The following is a 19,452-nucleotide window of genomic DNA, read 5'->3' as shown; positions in this document are numbered from 1 at the left end:
TCGCTTCCGCTCACACATGCATCATACTTTGTAGCGTTGTTCTTTCAAACGCATGCGATGCCGGCGCCACACTCCCGATTGCACCGACAAGGCGCACTTCACCCAGTAGACGCAATGCCGCGCCCTCGATCAATCCCGACGTCAGGAGGTCGCGCGCCCGGATGGCGCCGGCTTCAAGCGCCAGCTCGATCTCATCTTCGGCCAAAGGCCCAACATCGCGAGTTACGAGCCGCGCACCGAGGTCGCTGTCCAGCTGCAGCTCGTTGGCGGGAATACGAAGGATTGCGCGATGGCCCGGCAGATCAACCGCATTGGCGATCACGGTCGCCGCGACATCCGCTTGCGACGCCGTCCGCGCCAGCACCGTGACGGCATCCGCAATGCCGAGCGAGAAGCTACGCCCGTGGCGGCCGCTGGTCGCGACACCGCGGATCGGAGTGTCCGCATCGATGACCATGGTGCGCATCACGCCATAACGGTCCGGGCGATCCGTCAGGCCTACGGTAAACTGTTCGCCGCGGGCCAGATGCAGCGCAATGTCCCCGCCATTGTTGACATAGGCCCGATCGAGCGGTGCTATCAGCAGCATCGCGCCGAGAATTTCCTCGGCAACCGAGCCAGCGACTGCCGCCATCGGCGTGATGAAACAGTCATAAGCAAACGGCGCAACCGCGGCATACATGCGCCCCGCAACCACGCCCTTCAATTCACAGTGTCGGGGATCGGCAGCGGTGCGCAGCAAGGTCAACTCGGCACAGAGCTCATCAAGCAAACCGGTGAAGCGCCGCGCAGCGGCCCCGTAGGCGGCACGGACATCGGCCTCCCTACCGCTGGCCTCGACAATCAAATCAATCGGACCATCCTGCAAATGCAGCCGCTTGCCATCGGGAAGAAGCGCGATTTGCGGTAGCCGGCTCATGCGCGCCGCCCGGGAAGATGGGGCATCGGGCGAACCTCGGCGCTCTCCCGCAGTGAGGACAGCGGCCGGACATAATCCATGTGACCGCCGAGCGCCGCGTAATCGGACAGCTTCATCGTGAACTCGATCGGCGCCACCAGCGCCGGTGTCGGCACATAGCCGAAGGCGCCGCCCGGCATCTGCGTGACGTCGACCATGTAGGTGATGCCGCCGCCCGGCCAGACATAAACCGGCGCGCCGCCGCTGGTCACCCGCGTCAGCGAATCCTTGACCGAGCGTGTCAGCCGCACCGGATTGTCGGTGACACCGGCGCGCAGCGATCCGCCCGCGCCGCCCATGAACAGCACGGTGCACAGCGCCGGCTCGCAATTCTCCTGGATGCGCTCGACCGAAAACTTCAGGTCGGGCGGCATCTCGGTGGCGACCGGTGTCAGCGCCTCATCGAGCACGTAATAGGACGCATGCTCACCTGTGGTCGAAACCATCAGCATGGTCAGGCCGGGCCGCGCCTCCTTCGGATTGAAGGGTCCGAGGATCGACAGCGGATCAGAGATATTGGTGCCGCCCCATCCCGTGCCGGGATCGGCGACCTGGAAGTAGCGCCCGGGCGTCGAGCGCCGGCCCTTCATCTTGATCCCGGTATCGGCGATGTCGAGCAGCTTGCCGGCCTGGTGCTCGCTAAGCACGCCGGTGATGTGGTCATCGACCACCACGACCTCGTCGACCTTGCCGTGCCACTGCTTGGCGAACATGCCGATGGTCGCCGAGCCGCAGCCGACCCGCATCCGCTCTTCTGCCATGCCGTTGACGATCGGCGGCTGGCCGGCCTGCACCACCACCGTGGCGCCGCCGTCGATCGTCAGCTCGACCGCCTTGCAATTGGAGAGGTCCATCAGCGTGTCGCAGGTGACGCGGCCCTCCTTCTTCGAGCCGCCGGTCAAATGATGCACGCCGCCGAGCGACAGCATCTGCGAGCCGTATTCGCTGGTCGTGACATGCCCGACTGCCTCGCCCTGCGCGCGGACGGTTGCCGTTTCAGGGCCGAGATAACGATCGGTGTCGATCTTCACCTTGACGCCGCAATACGAAAAGATGCCCTCGGTCACGACGGTGATCATGTCGACGCCGTCGACTTCGGACGACACGATGAAGGGCGCGGGCTTGTAGTCCGGATAGGTGGTGCCGGCGCCGATCGCGGTGACGAAGAGATCGGGCTGGCGGACGATCTTGCCGTCCCAATCGCCACTCGCCTGGAACGGAACCAGCTTGCCGCCATGCTCCACCGTGCGTTCCAGCACGACATGCGGGTCGACGCGCACCAAGGTGCCGTCATGATTGGCATAACGGTCGCAGGCGCCGACCGCGCCCGGCTTGATGTAGCACATCACCGGGCAGGCATCGCAGCGGATCTTGTCGCCGGCGGCGACGGTCATTGTGTCAGCCATCGTGACCAAGCCTGGACTTGTGGCGGCGGCCGATCATACTGCGGGTCCGGCCGCCTGCTCATATCGTTCGTACACGAATGATCCTGCGCGCGGACCCGAAACCTGTCAAGCGGCCTTGCAATCAAAAGCTGCCGCTGCCGAATAATAGTCCATTTGCCTAGCTCCCCTGTTTATAAAGCAGGCACGCGCTGCAGCGCGGCATGCCACCGCTTGCACGTTTGTATACAAACGTTATCTTCGGCGGCGGCTTTGGCGCGACGTTGCAGCGCAAACACGAGGGAGAACCAGAGCGATGCGCCTGACCGTGAACGGCAGGAACCATGATGTCGACGCTGCTTCCGACACCGCATTGCTTTACGTGCTGCGCAACGATCTCGAACTGAACGGACCGAAATACGGCTGCGGGCTCGGCGAGTGCGGTGCCTGCGCGGTGCTGATCGACGGCGTCGCCGCCCGGTCTTGCGTGATTCCCATCGACGGCTGTGAGGGCCGCAACGTCGTGACGCTCGAGGGGCTCGGCACGCGCGAGCATCCCGATCCCGTGCAGGATGCCTTCATCCGCGAGCAGGCCGCGCAGTGCGGCTACTGCCTCAACGGCATGATCATCACCACCAAGGCGCTGCTCACGCGCAATCCAAGCCCGTCCGAACATGAGGTGCTGGAGGCGTTGCGCTACAATCTCTGCCGCTGCGGCGCGCATATCGAGATTGTCAGAGCCGCGATGCGCGCCGCCGGCCACGCACGCGAGGCGCGCGATTGATGAGCGGCTCGGAGCAACGCCTGCGCGGCTCGCTGTCGATCGTTCGTCCCGCGATCCTGGGCGCGGAAGGCGCGTTCGAGACCTTCATCACCATCAGCGCCGACGGCTCGGTCAGCGCCTATAACGGCCATGTCGATCTCGGCACCGGCATCCGCACGGCGTTGGGGCAGATCGTTGCCGAAGAGCTTGACGTGTCGTTTGCCCGCGTCGTCGTCGTGCTCGGCGACACGTCCGTGGTTCCGAACCAGGGCGCGACGATCGCCAGCGAAACGATCCAGATCACTGCCGTGCCCTTGCGTAAAGCGGCCGCGCAGGCGCGGCGTTTCCTGGTCTCGCGCGCAGCCGAGCAGCTCGAAATGCCGGTCGGGGATCTCACGATCGAAGACGGCCTGATCCGCGGTCATGACAACAGCAGCGTCAGCTATGGCGAGCTGATTGCGGATGAGACCATTCGGCTTGAGCTTGCCGACGACGTTCCGGTCAAGGCGGTGAGCGCCTATTCCGTCGTCGGCAAATCCGTGCCGCGCGTCGACCTGCCGGCCAAGGCGACCGGCGAGCTCGTCTATGTCCACGACGTCCGATTGCCCGGCATGCTCCACGGACGTGTCGTCCGGCCGCCCTATGCCGGCGTCGACGCCGGCCCGTTCGTCGGCACCAGCCTGATTGCCGTCGACGAGGCCTCGGTACGCGATATCCCGGGCCTCGTCGCAGTGGTTCGGATCGGCGACTTCGTCGGTGTCGTCGCCGAACGCGAGGAGAACGCGATCAAGGCGGCGGCGCAACTCGATGTGACCTGGAAGCCGGGGCCGGCGCTGACCGATCTCGCCGATATCGAGAAGGCCCTGCGCGCCAATCCGTCGACGCCGCGCACGCTGATCGACAAAGGTGACGTCGACGCCGCGATCAAGTCGGCCGCCAAGCCGATGCAACGGACCTATCTGTGGCCCTACCAGATGCATGGCTCGATCGGTCCGTCCTGCTCGGTCGCTGATTACAGGGACGGCGCGATCCGCGTCTGGTCCGGCACGCAGAACCCGCACATCCTGCGCGACGATCTTGCGCTGCTGATCGAGCGTCCGGATACCGAGATCGAGGTCATCAGGATGGAGGCCGCCGGTTGCTACGGCCGCAACTGCGCTGACGACGTCTCCGCCGACGCGCTGCTGCTGTCGCGCGCGGTCGGCCGCCCGGTGCGCGTCCAGCTCACCCGCGAGCAGGAGCACGCGTGGGAGCCGAAGGGCACCGCGCAGCTGATGGACGTCAATGGCGGGCTCAACGCCGACGGCAGCGTCGCCGGCTACGACTTCTCTACACGCTATCCCTCGAACGGTGCGCCGACGTTGGCACTGCTGCTCACCGGGCGGATCGCGCCGACGCCCGCAGTATCGGAGATGGGCGACCGCACCGCGATCCCGCCTTATGATTACGACAACATGCGCGTGGTCGCCAACGACATGCCGCCGATCGTGCGCGCCTCCTGGTTCCGCGGCGTCTCGGCGCTGCCGAACACGTTTGCGCATGAATCCTACATCGACGAGCTTGCGGCCGAAGCCGAGGTCGATCCGATCGAATACCGGCTGCGTTACCTGAAGGACAAGCGCGCGATCGACCTCGTCAATGCGGTCGCCGAACGCGCCGGCTGGACGCCGCGCCCGGTGCGCGAGGCGCCGGAAGCGGAAGGCGATATCGTGCGCGGCCGCGGCTTTGCTTACGCGCTCTACGTCCATAGCAAGTTTCCCGGCTATGGCGCGGCATGGTCGGCCTGGATCGCCGATGTCGCTGTCAACAAGGCGACCGGCGACGTCAGTGTGACCCGTGTCGTCGCCGGCCAGGATTCCGGATTGATGATCAATCCGGAGGGCGTGCGGCATCAGATCGAAGGCAACGTCATCCAGTCGACCAGCCGCGCGCTGATGGAAGAAGTCTCTTTTGAGCGCGGCGCGGTGACGGCGCGGGAATGGGGCGCCTACCCCATCATCAAATTCCCTGATTTGCCCGAGATCGACGTCTTGATGCTGCCGCGGCAGGATCAGCCGCCGCTCGGTGTCGGCGAATCCGCCTCGGTGCCGAGTGCTGCTGCGATCGCGAACGCGATCTATGACGCGACCGGCGTGCGCTTCCGCGAATTGCCGTTCACACCGGAGCGCATTCTGAAGGGATTGCACGGCGAGCAGCCAACCGCACCCGCGCCGCTCCTTCCGCCCCAGCCGACGGCTCCGCTCGACAGGTGGCAGAATCCGTTCATCAAGCGCGGCGGCGTCCTCGCCGGCGTTGCCGCCCTCTGTGCCGCGGCGATCGGCATCGGCGCGGCCGTGCTGCCATGGCGCGCCATCGCACCGATCACGAGGCCCGATGCGTCGGTCTATTCCGCCGCGACGATCGCGCGCGGCAAGGAGCTGGCGGCGCTCGGCGCCTGCGCGGTCTGCCACACCTCCGACCATGGCATCCTGAACGCCGGCGGCCGGCCGCTCGAGACACCGTTCGGCACGATCTACACGACCAACATCACGCCCGACGTCGACACCGGTATCGGCGCCTGGTCCTACCCCGCCTTCGAGCGCGCGATGCGCGAGGGCATCCACCGCGACGGACGGCATCTCTATCCCGCATTTCCGTACACGCATTTCGCCAGGACTGATGACGCCGACCTGCAGGCGCTCTACGCCTATCTGATGGCGCAGGCGCCGGTGCGCGCGACGACCCCGCGCAACGAGTTGGCGTTCCCGTTCAACCTGCGTCCGCTGCTGGCGGGCTGGAATGCGCTGTTCCACCAACCGAAGACCTTCCAACCCGATCCTGCGAAATCGGAGGCGTGGAATCGCGGCGCCTATCTGATCGAAGGTCTCGGTCATTGCAGCGCCTGCCATTCGCCCCGCAACGCGCTCGGCGCGGAGCAGCAGACCGCCTATCTCGCTGGCGGGTTTGCCGACGGCTGGGAGGCGCCGGCGCTGACGTCGCTGTCGAAGGCGCCGATCCCCTGGAGCGAGGACGAGCTGTTCGCTTACCTGCGAACCGGCGAATCCCGCTTCCACGGCGTTGCGGCAGGTCCGATGGCGCCGGTCGTGAATGAGCTTGCCGCGCTGCCCGACCAGGACATCCGCGCGATGGCGGTCTACCTCGGCTCCTTCAACGAGGCCGCAACCGACCGTTCGGCCCACGAAACCCTCGCCACCGGGTTCGAAGCCGACACCGCCGTGACCACCGCCGCCTCTGCCGGAGCCCGCATCTATCAAGGCGCCTGCGCCGTCTGCCACGAGGTCGGCGGACCGCCGCTGTTCGGCAGCCGTCCGTCGCTGGCGCTGAACAGCAATCTGCACAGCGACGTGCCGGATAATCTGATCCAGGTGATCCTGCACGGCATCACCAAGCCGGCCGCGACCGACCTCGGCTACATGCCGGCCTTCAAGGACAGCATGACCGATCGCCAGATTGCAGAGCTGGTCTCCTACCTCAGGCGGCAATTTGCCCCCGGCAAGCCTGCCTGGACCGACCTGGCTGGGACGATCGGCCGTATCCGGCAGACCATAGCGCGCTGACCTGCCATGTTCCGGCCAAAACCCACTGGGCGGGCGGCTTCCGGCGCGATAGAGTTCCGGGATGACGGTCACAGACATTGCAACCCGGACCTACAATCACGGCTGGCGGCTCGATCCGATCGTGCGCAGCCTGCTCGACACCGATTTCTATAAGCTGTTGATGCAGCGGATGATCCGGGAATGCTACCCGGACACGCGCACGACCTTTTCGGTGATCAACCGCTCCACCCATATCCGGCTGGCCGAGATCATCGACGAGGGCGAACTGCGCGCCCAGCTCGACCATGCCCGCACCATCCGCTTCACCAACAAGGAGCTGATCTGGCTCGCCGGCAACACGTTCTACGGCACGACCCAGATGTTCTCGTCCGATTTCATCACCTGGCTGTCCGACTTCCGCCTGCCCGAATACGAGCTGCACAAGGTCGACGGCCAGTATGAATTGCACTTCCACGGGCCGTGGAGCCACACTACGATGTGGGAAATCCCGGCGCTCGCGATCCTCAACGAATTGCGCTCGCGGGCGGCGACCAAGCAATATGGCCGCTTCGCGCTCGACGTGCTCTATGCCCGCGCCAAGGCCAAGCTGTGGTCCAAGGTCGAGCGGCTGCGCAAGCTGGACGGCTTGCGGCTGTCCGATTTCGGCACACGCCGTCGCCACGGCTTTCTCTGGCAACGCTGGTGCGTCGAGGCCGTCAAGGAAGGCCTCGGATCGTCCTTCACCGGGACGTCGAACGTGCTGCTGGCGATGGACAACGACCTCGAGGCGATCGGCACCAATGCGCATGAGCTGCCGATGGTCGCCGCCGCGCTCGCCAATTCCGACGAGGAGCTGCGCTGGGCGCCCTATCAGATCCTCGACCAGTGGCGCCACACCTATGGCGGCAACCTCTTGATCGCCCTGCCCGATGCGTTCGGCACAAAACCGTTCCTGCGCGACGCGCCGGATTGGGTCGCCGACTGGACCGGCTTTCGCCCCGACAGCGCGCCGCCGATCACGGCCGGCGAGGACATCATCAAATGGTGGAAGCAGAAGGGCCGCGATCCCAAGGAAAAGCTGCTGGTGTTCTCCGACGCGATGGATGTCGGCTCGATCGAGGAGACGTTCCGCCACTTCAGGGGCCGCGTCCGCGTCAGCTTCGGCTGGGGCACCAACCTGACCAACGATTTCGTCGGCTGCGCGCCTGACGGCACGGCCGATCTCGACCCGATCTCGATCGTCTGCAAGGTGACGTCGGTCGACGGCCGGCCCGCCGTGAAACTCTCCGATAATCCGGAGAAGGCCACCGGCAACCCGTCCGAGGTCGAGCGCTATCTGCGCGTGTTCGGCAATGTCGGCCGCGTTCGCACCGCAGTTCACGTCTAAATCAACGCGAACATTCTTTTCATTGACTGACCCGACGAGCTTCGCATGCCCGCACCCAAGCCGCCTGCTTTCGAAACGTTGAGCCTGCACGCCGGCCAGCGCCCCGATCCCGTGACCGGCGCGCGCGCGGTTCCGATCTATCAGACGACGTCCTACGTCTTCCAGGATGCCGATCATGCCGCGGCGCTGTTCAACCTGGAACGCGCAGGGCACATCTACACGCGCATCTCCAACCCGACGACGGCGGTGCTGGAAGAGCGCATCGCCGCGCTCGAAGGCGGCGTCGGCGCGATCTGCACGGCGAGCGGCATGGCCGCGCTGCATCTGGCGATCGCGACGCTGCTCAACGCCGGTGACCACATCGTCGCCTCCGCCTCGCTCTATGGCGGCACCATCAATCTGCTGGCGCACACGCTGCCGCGTTTTGGCATCACCACCACATTCGTGAAGCCGCGCGCGCTCGATGACTTTCGTGCCGCGATCAAGCCGAACACGCGGCTCGTGATCGGTGAGACCATCGGCAATCCCGGCCTTGAAGTGCTCGACATCCCCGCTGTCGCGCAAATCGCGCACGACGCGAAGATCCCGTTGTTGATCGACAACACGTTCGCGACGCCCTATCTCAGCCAGCCGATCGAACTCGGCGCCGACCTCGTGATGAACTCGGCGACCAAATGGATGGGCGGCCACGGCATCGCGATCGGCGGCGTCATCGTCGATGGCGGCCGGTTCGACTGGCGCGCCTCGGGCAAATTCCCGCAGCTCACCGAGCCGTATGCCGGTTATCACGGCATCGTCTTCGACGAGCAGTTCGGCAAGGCCGCCTTCATCATGCGCGCCCGCACCGAGGGCCTGCGCGACTTCGGAGCGTGTCTTTCGCCGACCAACGCCTTCCAGCTGCTGCAGGGCATCGAGACGCTCGGCGTGCGCATGGACCGCCACGTCAGCAACACCCACGCCGTGCTGGGCGCCCTCGCCGCCAACAAGGCGGTCGAGTGGGTGCTGCATCCGTCGCTGGAGAGCCATCCGGATCATGCGCTGGCCAAGAAGTTGCTGCCGCGCGGAGCCGGCTCGATCGTCAGCTTCGGCATCAAGGGCGGCCGCGCCGCCGGCAAGAAGTTCATCGAGCAGCTCAAGCTGATCAGCCATCTCGCCAATGTCGGCGACGCCAAGACGCTGGTGATCCACCCGGCCAGCACCACCCATCAGCAGATGGACGCCGAGCAGCTCAAGACCGCCGGCATCGGCGAGGAGCTGGTGCGGCTGTCGGTCGGCATCGAGACCGTGCAGGACATCATCGACGATCTCGGCCAGGCGCTGCGCGCCTCGCAAAGGACCTGAACCATGCAGTTGTCCGTCAATGGGTCAGACACCTTCATCGCCACCGGCGGCAGGCCGTTCGATGCATCGCTGCCGACCGTGGTGATGCTCCACGGCGCCGGCTTCGATTCCACGACCTGGGCGCTGCACAGCCGCTGGTTCGCCCATCACGGCTTCTCCGTGCTGGCGCCCGACCTGCCCGGCCACGGACGTTCGTCCGGAAGGCCGCTCGCGACCATCGCCGAGATGGCGGACTGGACCGCCGCGCTGATCACCGCCGCCGGCGCGTCAAAGGCCCGGCTGATCGGCCACTCCATGGGCTCGCTGATCGCGATCGAGACCTCGGCGCGCCATCCCGACAAAGTCTCCGGCCTCGCGCTGATCGGCACCGCCGCGACCATGACGGTCGGCCCCGACCTGCTGAAAGCTGCGGAAGCCAACGATCCGGCCGCGATCGACATGGTCTCGATCTGGGGCCTCGGCTTCAAGGCCGAACTCGGCGGCAGCCTCGCGCCCGGCCTGTGGATGCACCGCGGCGCGCAGCGGGTGCTGCAGCAGGCGAAGCCGGGCGTGCTGTACAACGACCTCAACGCCTGCAACGCCTACCAAGGCGGGCTGGCCGCCGCCGCCGCGGTCAAGGTGCCCGCAACCTTCATCCTCGGCGAGCGCGACATGATGACCCCGGCCAAGGCCGGCAAGGCCCTCGCCGCCGCGACGCCGAACGCACGCACCGTGGTGCTCGCAGGCGCCGGCCACATGATGATGGTCGAGCAGCCCGACGAGCTGCTGGCGGCGTTGCAGTAATGATGTTCCTTCCCTTTTCCCCTTGTGGGAGAAGGTGGCGCGAAGCGCCGGATGAGGGGTATGTCTCCGCGGATAGAGACCCCGCACCCGGCTCCGACGCTTCCGCATCCGAAGCGCCCTTTGCCGTCACAACTGCCGGCGACGCTGGAGAACGTCCTTCGAAGGTGAGCGCCCCCAAAATGGGGAAAACAACCCCATGCAAAGTAGCGGGGCGGCCGCCATCACTCGGACAAGCCACTTGACATGTCGGGCAACTCAGCGATATCTTCTATTATTCCGAACTTCTGCGAACACCCCGACGCCTGCGCAACAGCGTACGCGCCCGTCGCGATTGCGGCCGAAAATTCTCACCCACGATGCGATTGCAAGGGCGACTTGGCGGGTAACCACTCGATCAGTATCTATGACCAATGGCGGGTCGTGTTCCGGTGGACCGACGCGAATCCGGAGGACGTGGAGATAGTCGACTAACGCTGGCTGGGGCGTGTACTCGTAGGTTGAGACGGCTCGGATCACGTACGTTGGATGTCTGCTATGGCTCTGACAGGAGCGCGAAAGCGGACATTGCCGTAAGTCCGAGAGGGCCAAAACCAGACTTTACCAAATGGCGAAGCCACGTCCGCTAAGGGCCGACGGGAACGTCGTAGTTTGGTATCGTGAATAACCAAAGCGGGTTATCGGTGCCCTTTGCAGCAACCAGGCATCAACTTGACACCGCGCCACGGGCCGCACGATAGTTTGAAGTTAGCACATTCGCAGAGGCGATAATGGACATCCTTGTGCAATATCAAAATCAAAAATGGTCGATCGACCCGGACCCTGCAAAAGTTAAACTCGGCGAGAGGGTAACATGGTTGCTTTCATGGCCGAACTCTCCAACCCGGCTCGTTCGCTGGACGGTTTATTTTGGGCCCTTTCGCGAACTAGATCTTCAAACGACCACCGGTAGTCCGACTTCTGGTGGCAACACGAATCACTACGGGGTCATAGGCCCGTTCGTTGCGGAAGATCCCGGCGAATACAAGTACGGCATCAGCGTCACGGATGCTGAGACTGATATCGATATCGACGACGAAGATCCGAAGCTAATCGTTCAGCCATAAGGCTTGAAATGCTGTATCACGTCGAGATCCTTAGTTTTGGCGCTAACCTGGATGCCAAGATTATGGACGCTATCAGCATCCTCAACGCGGTCCAGAAGGATTTCGAATTTGCATTGGCACCCGAGCGGCTCCGCTCGTTCGCCTATACTTTTGTGAGGGAGGAATACCGTTCAACGGAGATCTGGAGTCGCTTGGAGGAGTACCGGGCAGACGCTAAGGCCCCGCGTCCCTATGTCATTGCCGTAGTCGACCAAAAGCTCCGATCGGACAGATATAGAAATCTGTTTGGATCACACCAGGCTGCTCGCGGACTTGCAGCTATCACTTTGCGAGATTGGCATTTCTATGCAGATTCTCACCGTTCTTTCTTATGTTATTATTTCATCCGCTATGCGCTGAGCTTTGTTGCACCCTCCATAAAGGCTCACCTTGAGACCCGAGATTGCTTCTTTGACTTCAAAGGGCACAGGCGCGACCTTGAAAAATCGCTGTCCTCGGGACGGATTTGCGAGCAGCACACCGAAGAGCTGAATGCCGCGTTAAATCCGGAAACCAAGGAGTCAGTTAAAAAGATGATTTCAATCATGAAAGCTCAACACGCGAAATCAAACGAAACGCTTCCTGCCGAGTCCCTCAGAGAGGCCACTCGGATCGGAATTATCGCCATTCGGCCTGATGAGTTTCGCGCTGTCTTAGATCATTTTCCAACGCGACGTCGTGCCGAAGGAAAGAACCAATATTACGAACACGCACGCATTCGACCCCGCGACGGGGATGAGATCGGTGTTGCCATTACCAAGTCTCCTGAACAGGGGCAGATCGCGGCTCAAGCTACGGCCAACAACATGATTAGAGAGCTTGCGCCGCGATGGATTCTTCTGGTTGGGATCGCGGGAGGGATTCCAGACGCTGAATATTCACTTGGCGATGTCGTGCTTTCAAGCCGGCTCCATGACTTTTCCGTAACAGCTGCGTTTGAGGGAGGGACGCTCGCACATCAACAGCAGGGCGGGCCTGCGCACATTGAGGTCGAAAAACTCCTGTCACATCTCTCGGCGATGGAAAAGGACTTCGACAAATGGAATTTGGTCCAGTCTTTAGGAATGGAGAGGCCGATTGAGACGGTACCCGGCGCACCCGACGAGCGTTACTATGGTGATGCGGAATGGAAAGCGAGCGTTCACAAATCCATTAAGGCCAATTTTGCGGGTGACGCAGCCCATCGCCTTCCCCATTACGTTGTTGCACCTACTATTGCGAGCAACACGCTCGTGAAGGACACCGCACTTGCAAGGCAATGGGGTCAATCGGCGCGCCATGCAAGCGCGGTTGAAATGGAGCTGGGCGGAATCTACGCGGCCGCCCGTCATGATGGGGGCGGCACGACGCGAGTCCTCGCCATACGTGGCCTCAGCGATATTGTCGGTTACAAGCGAAGCCCCGAGTGGACGGCTTTCGCCTGTAAAACAGCTGCCTCTCTTGCTCACTCCCTCATCGCCGCTGGGTTAATAAATTAGACAAGCGCCGTGCGCCGCAGTGTCGGGCGACTGCATGGCACCGTCGGAATATTAATAGTACCACCGACATGTTTCTCGCGATTGATTGAGTGATCTCGACATCGATGCTAAGAACTTGCAAAACAAGGCCCTTCTTGTAGCGACGCAAAATCATACGCCCATGCACAAGCATTAGACGTCGTTTTCGAAGTCCGCCTTGGGTCACAACCGGTAAAGCTCAGGACGAGCACAAGATTTCCGCTTCGCTTCCAAGACCCGACATTTTTGCACGTTTATGAGTACACGCGCTGGTGTAGTCGGTCCACACGGATCGCGCAGCCAAAAACGCTTACGAGCACGATCACGCTGGCGGTCGGAAACAGTTTCCACGCGGCTGCTAGCGACACGCGCGGGCACGCCGTATGCGCCTACTGCCGTCAAGCTAGCCAGGCGAACGGACGTTCTAAGGCCTCATCCGCATGCCGCAAACGGGCCAACTGCGGACGTTCTGCATATGCGGTTGATTTAACGGCATGCCGTCAACCAGCATCGAGCTGGCGGGCTGCCGCTTCGGCGGTGTCTTCCGGGCGAGTGTTGAATGCGATTTTTGCGCCGGGTGCTGCCTTATGGACAGCGTTGACGACCATCTCGAACAGGGCCAAGCTTTTTGGCGGAATTCTGAGGCCGCCGCCGATCACCACGCAGTCATAGACCGCCTCTCTCAGCTTTTTTTCCAGCATATCGCGCCCGGCTTTGTCGGGTGTGATCATGCAAGTGTTGCCTTGCCATCCGCGCTCAGCGATCTTCGCGACGGCGACGGCAATGCCGGCATTGATCTTCTCTGCGTTGAAGCCTGGCGGCAGGGCGGGATCGGAGAAGTCCACGGTTTCGGGTTTCTGGCCGACAAACAATACATGGGTCAATTGTTTTCTCCGTTTATTGTTTTCGAACGATAGCTGCGCGACTTCCCCAAACGGCAGGGATTGTGCCGAGGTCGTGCGGCGTTCAATGGCGCAAGGGTGATCATAGAACAGTTTGCATCAATGCGTCGGCGAGTTCTGATCAAAATTGCTCATTGAACAATTTGACGAATGCGATACTACGGCGCCCCGGTCTCACAGGCGCTCTTTCGTCGCCCAAAGCGTTGCTGGCGGCACTGCAGTAGCTCCTCTTCCCTTCTCCCCTTGTGGGAGAAGGTGGCGCGAAGCGCCGGATGAGGGGTATGTCTCCGCTTGCGAGATTGATCCGTGTGGAGAGAGACCCCTCACCCGGCTTCATCTCGCTACGCTCGATTGCGCCACCCTCTCCCACAGGGGGAGAGGGTGCATCGTGCATGTGGCGCGCAACATCGTCACTGCTTCGCCGGCTTCCTTTCGATCGGATGGATCTCGATCGCGCGCAGGCGGCCGAGGCGGAGTACGTCCATCGACAAGGTCCGGTCGATGCGGTCGCGGTCGAGCGCGCGGATCAGGTCGTCGACGCCGTTGACCTCGACGCCGTCGAGCCTGATCACGACGTCGCCGGGCAACAGCGACGCCTTCGCTGCCGGACTGTCCGGTTCGATCTGCGCGAGCAGCGCGCCCATCCGGTTCTCGACGCCGGCCAGCACCGCATGCCGCCGCGGGATCGGTGCGGTCTGCCCGGCGACGCCGATATAGGCGCGGCGGACATAGCCGTGACGGATGATCTCCGACAGCACGAACTGCGCGGTGTTGCTGGCGACCGCAAAGCAGATGCCCTGCGCGCCGCTGATGATCGCGGTGTTGATGCCGATCACCTCGGCATTCGACGACACCAGCGCGCCGCCGGAATTGCCGGGATTGAGCGCAGCATCGGTCTGGATCACGTCCTCGATGGTGCGCCCGCTGACCGAGCGGATCGAGCGGCCGAGCGCCGACACGACGCCGGCGGTGACCGTCGATTCGAAGCCGAGCGGATTGCCGATCGCGACCACGAGCTGGCCGCGCCGCAGGGTCTTGGAGTTGCCGAGCGAGGCGTAAGGCAGATCGCGCGCGCCGTCAGCCCGCAACAATGCGAGGTCGGTGTCGGGATCGACGCCAAGCACGTGGGCATCGGTGTCAAACCCTTCGGTGTCGCGCAACCGGATCTCTTTCGACGATCCGACCACATGGCTGTTGGTCAGCACGAGGCCATCGGGCGAGATCACGATGCCTGAGCCCATGCCGCCGCGCTCGCGGGCGTTGCGGACTTTCGGCCCCGTCTCGACGCGCACGACGGCGGGGCCGACGCGTTCGGTGACGTCGATCACGGCATTGGAATAGGCGTCCAGCAAAACCCGGTCGTTATCCCGGGCAAGTTCAGCCGTTCGCGATGACGGCCTGTCATCGGCGATATCTGAGGTCAAATCCAACATGGCAAGATTCCTTCGGTCTTACCAAATGGTGACCGGCTCCCGCCGCCGCAAGTGGTTACGCGGCGGCCGCAGGCCTACCCGGCTGGCTAGGTCGCCCGTCGCAGCGTGCCGCCGCGCGCCCTGACCGGATCGAGCAGCGACCAGTCGCCGTCGTCCAGCACATAGCCCTTCGGGAATGGCGCGCGCAGCTCGAGCCCGAGCGAGCGCAGCACGCGGTCGTCGCGGTAGTAGCATTGCAGCACCACGCGGACGAGCGTCGCCGCCGCGCCTCCGCCGCTGGCGCGGAATTCCTTCGCCACCGCGTCGCGCCTGGCATTGTCGAGCGCGGCGAGCGGCCCACCGGCGAGCTTCGCCAGGTGATCGAGCGCCTTCGCGACCAGCGCGGCATCGCGGCCAAGCGTTGCCAGTATGTCGGCCTGGATCGCGGGATCATCCGCACCCGGCACTTTGTATTCGTCGCTGGCGGGAACGATCATCGCGGCGACGGTGCGGAGATCGTCGCGTTGGGCAGGGGTCAGTTCATTGCTATCGGGCATGGTGATCTCAATCGAACAAATTGGCGAGGCGCTGCTTCATCTGATCGGCGATGTAGAGCGCAAGGGCCTGGATGGTGGAGGTCGGGTTCACGCCGCCTGACGTCACGAAGATGCTGCCGTCGACGATGAAGAGGTTCTTCACGTCGTGCGAGCGGCCCCATTCGTTGACCACGGAGCGCTCGGGATCGGTGCCCATCCGCGCGGTGCCGAGCAGATGCCAGCCGCCCCAGGGGATCGGCGCATTGATGCAGATGTCGGTGGCGCCGGCGGCTTCGAGGACCTCGCGGCCGCGCGCAAGGCCATGCTCCATCATCTTCCGGCTGTTGTCGCTGATCGTGTAGTCGATCTTCGGCGCCGGAATGCCGTTGCTGTCTTTCAGCACGGGATCGAGCGTCACGCGATTGTGCTCCTCCGGCAGATCTTCGCAGATCGCGGAAAAACCGAGCCTGTGACCATTGAGCTTGCGGAACACGCGATGATGATCCGCACCCCAGGGCAGAATGCCCTTCTGCTCGCTCGAGACAGCCTCGAACACCGGCCCCGCGCCGCGGACGAACTGGACACCATAGCCGCGCACAAAGCCGCGCGAGAGGTCCGTGTCGTACCACTCCTTGCTCCACAGGCAGGTCGGCGGCGCGCGATTGGAGTCGGTCGGCTCGTTCACATAGCCGTAGATCTGCGCATAGGGGTGGAACATCAGGTTCTTGCCGACCAGGCCGGATGAGTTGGCAAGTCCGTTCGGAAATTTTCCGGACGCCGAGTTCAGCAGCAGCCGCGGCGTGCCGACGCCGTTGCAGGCGATGATGACGACTTCCGCCGGCTGGAACTGCTCGACGCCATCCTTGTCGTAATAGACGACGCCGGAGGCCATACCGTCCTCATTGGTCAGGATCTCGCGCACCCGGCAATGCGTCTTGAGCTCGACGCCGGCGCGGATCGCGTGCGGCCAATAGGTGATGTCGGTCGACGATTTCGCGCCCTGCGCGCAAGCCGGCGTGCAGTGGCCGAGATTGATGCAGCGCGCCCGGCCCTCATAATCCGTCGTCGCGACCGTGGTGTCGGACGGCCACCAGTGCCAGCCGAGCTTGTTCATGGCCTTGGCCACGATTGGGCTCGACAACCCAAGCGGCTGCGGCGGCATTGGCGGATGCGTCAGTGGTGACAGCGGATCGCCCGACAGGCCCGAGACGCCCATCATCCGGTCGTTCTCCTCGAAGAACGGGGTCAGCGCGTCGTAGTCGATCGGCCAGTCGTCGGCGACGCCGTCGAGCGTCTTCACCTTGAAGTCGGACGGATGCAGCCGCGGCCAATGCGCGGTGTACATCACGGTCGAGCCGCCGACGGCGTTGAAATTGACCACCTTGATCGGCGAGTTCTCCTCGTTGATCGGATAATCCTCGGGCCGCTTGCGGATGTTCGGGCTCGACGACCACTCGCCGTAGAACTTCGCCTCCCAGTCACGGCCCGTGCTCGGATATTCCGAAGGCTTCATCCAGCCGCCCTGATCGAGGCAGAGGATGTGCATCTTGGTGTCGGCGAGACTCCAGGCCACCGCGGCACCGGAGGCGCCGGCGCCGATGATCAGGACGTCAACGGGATCGTTCTTCATTATTATTTCCTGGAGTTTCCTCTTCCGTCATTGCGAGCCACCCGGTCGGCGCGAAGCGCCGCCGGATGACAGGCTCCGCGAGCAATCCATTCTATCCCAGATCGTGAGATGGATTGCTTCGTCGCTTTGCTCCTCGCAATGACGACTGTGGCTCAACTGACGATTCTCACCGGCAAGCTTCGTATACCGCGAATGAAATTGGAATAGAGCCGTTGCCGTGGCCCCATGATCTCGACGCGCAGGTCGCGTTGCAAAACTTCCTCCCGGAGAATGCGCAATTGCCGCTCGGCCAGGCGGCACGGGCGATCGTCTTGTGACCGCGACGATAGGGTAAATTCCGAGGCCGAGCAAAGGCAGAGAGAGTGCGAACTGGCCCGGAATGTCACGGACAGGCTGACGCACCCCGCAAATCGCGATACCAGCTCCGCTTTCCGACGTTTGTCGGCAGCAGTGAGACCGGCTAGCCTTGCCGGCAATCAACAGACCGGGGAGCAATGTGAGGTGGCCGCGCCGCGCCAGGAGCAGATTTCGCCACAGATTTCGCCGGAGACGGCCGTACTGGATTACGACGTCATCATCATCGGCGCCGGCCTGTCGGGCATGTACCAGCTCCACCGGCTGCGCGAACTCGGCCTCACCGTGCGCGTGTTCGAGACCGGCACTGACGTCGGCGGCACCTGGTACTGGAACCGCTATCCCGGCGCGCGCTTCGATTCCGAGAGCTACTCTTACGGCTATTCCTTCTCCAAGGAGCTGTTGCAGGAATGGGAATGGTCCGAGCATTTCGCCGGTCAGCCGGAGACGCTGCGCTATTGTCGTTACGTCGCCGACAAGTTCGATCTGCGCCGTGACATCGCGTTCGAGTGCCGCGTCGCCAGTGCGATCTATCAGGACGAGGCGCGAAGCTGGGCGATCACGCTTGCAAGCGGTGCGCGCGCGACCTGCCGCTTCCTGATCACCGCGATCGGCCCGCTGTCGACGCCGACGCTGCCGCGGATCGAGGGCCGCGACAGTTTTCGCGGCCAGTCCTTCCACACTGCGCGCTGGCCGAAGCAAAAGGTGGATTTCGCGGGCAAGCGCGTCGCCGTGATCGGCACTGGCGCGACCGGCATCCAGACCATCCAGACCATCGCAGGCGAAGTCGGGCACCTCACCGTGTTCCAGCGCACCGCCAACTGGGCCGCGCCGCTGCATAACGGCAAGATCGACGCGGAGACGCAGGCCGCGATCAAGGCCGGGTATCCCGAGATGTTCCGCCGCTGCCAGGAAACCTTTGCCTGCTTCGTCCATACGCCCGATCCGCGCGGCGCGTTCGAGGTGTCCGACGAGGAGCGCGAGGCGTTCTACGAGAAACTCTATGGCGAGCGCGGCTTCGGCATCTGGCAGGGCAATTTCAGGGATATCCTGATCGACCGCACAGCGAATGCGACGATCAGCGATTTCGTGGCGCGCAAGATCCGCGAGCGCGTCAAGGACCCGGCGGTGGCCGAGATGTTGATCCCGAAGAACCATGGTTTCGGCACGCGGCGGCTGCCGCTCGAGACCTTCTATTACGAGGTCTACAACCGCGACAATGTCGGCTTGGTCGACCTTAACGAGACGCCGATCGAGCGGATCACACAAGAGGGCATCAGGACCAGCGACAAGGACTATCCGTTCGACATCATCATCTACGCGACCGGCTTCGACGCCATCACTGGCAGTTTCGACAGGATCGATTTTCGCGGCAGCAGCGGTGCGCTTTTGAAGGACAAGTGGCAGCACGGCCCCGAAACCTATCTCGGGCTGATGGTCGACGGCTTCCCCAACATGATGATGCTGATGGGCCCGCACACCGCGCTCGGCAACATCCCGCGCAGCATCGAATACAGCGTCGACTGGGTCACCGGCCTGCTGCGATTTGCGCAAGCAAAGGGCCTGACCTTGCTCGACGCAACGCCGGAGGGCACCGCCGGCTGGACCGATCACGTCAAGGCGCTCGGCGTCGGCCTGCTGTCCAACGAGGTCAACTCCTGGATGACCGGCATCAACACCAACGTCGAAGGCAAGCAAAGGCGCATCGTCGCCCGCTACAGCGGCAGCGCGCCGGCCTATCGTGCAAAATGCGACGAGGTCGCGGCGAAGGGGTATGATGAGTTGCGGCTGGCCTGATTGCCATATTGAAGCGAAACACGCGCCACATCC

14 protein-coding genes are annotated in these 19,452 nt (G+C 63.5%); 8 read left to right on the top strand and 6 right to left on the bottom strand.

The genetic code is table 11. The annotated features are described in order from the left end of the window. Window positions 1-10 precede the first annotated feature (10 nt). On the bottom strand, window positions 11-919 hold the full coding sequence (locus UP10_RS11215; protein WP_050043625.1) for a UPF0280 family protein: 909 nt from the start codon (window positions 917-919) through the stop codon (window positions 11-13). After that, on the bottom strand, window positions 916-2,364 hold the full coding sequence (locus UP10_RS11210; RefSeq protein ID WP_044587402.1) for a hypothetical protein: 1,449 nt from the start codon (window positions 2,362-2,364) through the stop codon (window positions 916-918). Before UP10_RS11210 ends, UP10_RS11215 begins: the two co-directional genes overlap by 4 nt. A gap of 292 nt (window positions 2,365-2,656) precedes the next feature. On the opposite strand from UP10_RS11210, the gene UP10_RS11205 reads away from it, so the two are divergent. The 7 genes from UP10_RS11205 (at window position 2,657) to UP10_RS11170 (ending at window position 12,770) form a co-directional block, all read left to right on the top strand. Beyond that, window positions 2,657-3,124, top strand: a complete 468-nt coding sequence (locus UP10_RS11205; protein WP_044587401.1) for a (2Fe-2S)-binding protein — start codon at window positions 2,657-2,659, stop codon at window positions 3,122-3,124. Further along, window positions 3,124-6,660 carry a molybdopterin cofactor-binding domain-containing protein gene (locus tag UP10_RS11200; RefSeq protein WP_044587400.1) on the top strand — a complete coding sequence of 1,179 codons (3,537 nt, stop codon included), beginning with the start codon at window positions 3,124-3,126 and terminating at the stop codon, window positions 6,658-6,660. Before UP10_RS11205 ends, UP10_RS11200 begins: the two co-directional genes overlap by 1 nt. 61 nt (window positions 6,661-6,721) lie before the next feature. Beyond that, window positions 6,722-8,026 (top strand): nicotinate phosphoribosyltransferase, encoded by a 1,305-nt coding sequence (gene pncB, locus UP10_RS11195; protein ID WP_044587399.1) that lies wholly within the window; start codon window positions 6,722-6,724, stop codon window positions 8,024-8,026. Between the two features lie 45 nt (window positions 8,027-8,071). Continuing rightward, entirely contained in the window at window positions 8,072-9,367 is a 1,296-nt protein-coding gene (locus UP10_RS11190; protein ID WP_044587398.1) for an O-acetylhomoserine aminocarboxypropyltransferase, read from the top strand. 3 nt (window positions 9,368-9,370) lie between these two features. Continuing rightward, window positions 9,371-10,150, top strand: a complete 780-nt coding sequence (locus UP10_RS11185; RefSeq protein WP_044587397.1) for an alpha/beta fold hydrolase — start codon at window positions 9,371-9,373, stop codon at window positions 10,148-10,150. 767 nt (window positions 10,151-10,917) lie between these two features. After that, window positions 10,918-11,253, top strand: a complete 336-nt coding sequence (locus UP10_RS11175) for a hypothetical protein (RefSeq protein WP_044587395.1) — start codon at window positions 10,918-10,920, stop codon at window positions 11,251-11,253. An 8-nt stretch (window positions 11,254-11,261) separates the two neighbouring features. Then, window positions 11,262-12,770 carry a 5'-methylthioadenosine/S-adenosylhomocysteine nucleosidase family protein gene (locus UP10_RS11170; protein WP_044587394.1) on the top strand — a complete coding sequence of 503 codons (1,509 nt, stop codon included), beginning with the start codon at window positions 11,262-11,264 and terminating at the stop codon, window positions 12,768-12,770. A 518-nt stretch (window positions 12,771-13,288) separates the two neighbouring features. On the opposite strand, the gene UP10_RS11165 is transcribed toward UP10_RS11170, so the two are convergent. The 4 genes from UP10_RS11165 to UP10_RS11150 all read right to left on the bottom strand — a co-directional run bounded on the left by UP10_RS11165 (window position 13,289) and on the right by UP10_RS11150 (window position 17,268). Continuing rightward, the gene (locus UP10_RS11165; RefSeq protein WP_044587393.1) at window positions 13,289-13,672 is read right to left on the bottom strand and encodes a hypothetical protein; all 384 of its coding nucleotides are present in this window, start codon (window positions 13,670-13,672) and stop codon (window positions 13,289-13,291) included. A gap of 428 nt (window positions 13,673-14,100) precedes the next feature. Beyond that, complete coding sequence (locus tag UP10_RS11160; protein WP_044587392.1) at window positions 14,101-15,123, bottom strand: S1C family serine protease; 1,023 nt, start codon at window positions 15,121-15,123, stop codon at window positions 14,101-14,103. Between the two features lie 86 nt (window positions 15,124-15,209). Continuing rightward, window positions 15,210-15,659: a hypothetical protein gene (locus UP10_RS11155; RefSeq protein WP_044587391.1), complete on the bottom strand. Its 450-nt coding sequence runs from the start codon at window positions 15,657-15,659 to the stop codon at window positions 15,210-15,212. Window positions 15,660-15,666: 7 nt separating this feature from the next. Further along, window positions 15,667-17,268, bottom strand: coding sequence for a GMC family oxidoreductase (locus UP10_RS11150; RefSeq protein ID WP_044587390.1), 1,602 nt, complete (start codon window positions 17,266-17,268; stop codon window positions 15,667-15,669). A gap of 501 nt (window positions 17,269-17,769) precedes the next feature. Here UP10_RS11150 and UP10_RS11145 point away from each other — a divergent pair. Next, window positions 17,770-19,419, top strand: coding sequence for a flavin-containing monooxygenase (locus tag UP10_RS11145; protein ID WP_245321712.1), 1,650 nt, complete (start codon window positions 17,770-17,772; stop codon window positions 19,417-19,419). Window positions 19,420-19,452: the final 33 nt, after the last annotated feature.

Origin of the sequence: Bradyrhizobium sp. LTSPM299, assembly GCF_000938235.1 — a bacterium.
Classification (GTDB): domain Bacteria; phylum Pseudomonadota; class Alphaproteobacteria; order Rhizobiales; family Xanthobacteraceae; genus Bradyrhizobium.
Note: the sequence above shows the minus strand (reverse complement) of the source record. Positions and strands in the feature narration are given on the sequence as shown.

Bases quoted from the DNA above. Each gene is read 5' to 3' on its own strand.
- UP10_RS11215 (WP_050043625.1), bottom strand. From the start codon at position 919: ATGAGCCGGCTACCGCAAATCGCGCTTCTTCCCGATGGCAAGCGGCTG.
- UP10_RS11210 (WP_044587402.1), bottom strand. From the start codon at position 2,364: ATGGCTGACACAATGACCGTCGCCGCCGGCGACAAGATCCGCTGCGAT.
- UP10_RS11205 (WP_044587401.1), top strand. From the start codon at position 2,657: ATGCGCCTGACCGTGAACGGCAGGAACCATGATGTCGACGCTGCTTCC.
- UP10_RS11200 (WP_044587400.1), top strand. From the start codon at position 3,124: ATGAGCGGCTCGGAGCAACGCCTGCGCGGCTCGCTGTCGATCGTTCGT.
- pncB (WP_044587399.1), top strand. From the start codon at position 6,722: ATGACGGTCACAGACATTGCAACCCGGACCTACAATCACGGCTGGCGG.
- UP10_RS11190 (WP_044587398.1), top strand. From the start codon at position 8,072: ATGCCCGCACCCAAGCCGCCTGCTTTCGAAACGTTGAGCCTGCACGCC.
- UP10_RS11185 (WP_044587397.1), top strand. From the start codon at position 9,371: ATGCAGTTGTCCGTCAATGGGTCAGACACCTTCATCGCCACCGGCGGC.
- UP10_RS11175 (WP_044587395.1), top strand. From the start codon at position 10,918: ATGGACATCCTTGTGCAATATCAAAATCAAAAATGGTCGATCGACCCG.
- UP10_RS11170 (WP_044587394.1), top strand. From the start codon at position 11,262: ATGCTGTATCACGTCGAGATCCTTAGTTTTGGCGCTAACCTGGATGCC.
- UP10_RS11160 (WP_044587392.1), bottom strand. From the start codon at position 15,123: ATGTTGGATTTGACCTCAGATATCGCCGATGACAGGCCGTCATCGCGA.
- UP10_RS11155 (WP_044587391.1), bottom strand. From the start codon at position 15,659: ATGCCCGATAGCAATGAACTGACCCCTGCCCAACGCGACGATCTCCGC.
- UP10_RS11150 (WP_044587390.1), bottom strand. From the start codon at position 17,268: ATGAAGAACGATCCCGTTGACGTCCTGATCATCGGCGCCGGCGCCTCC.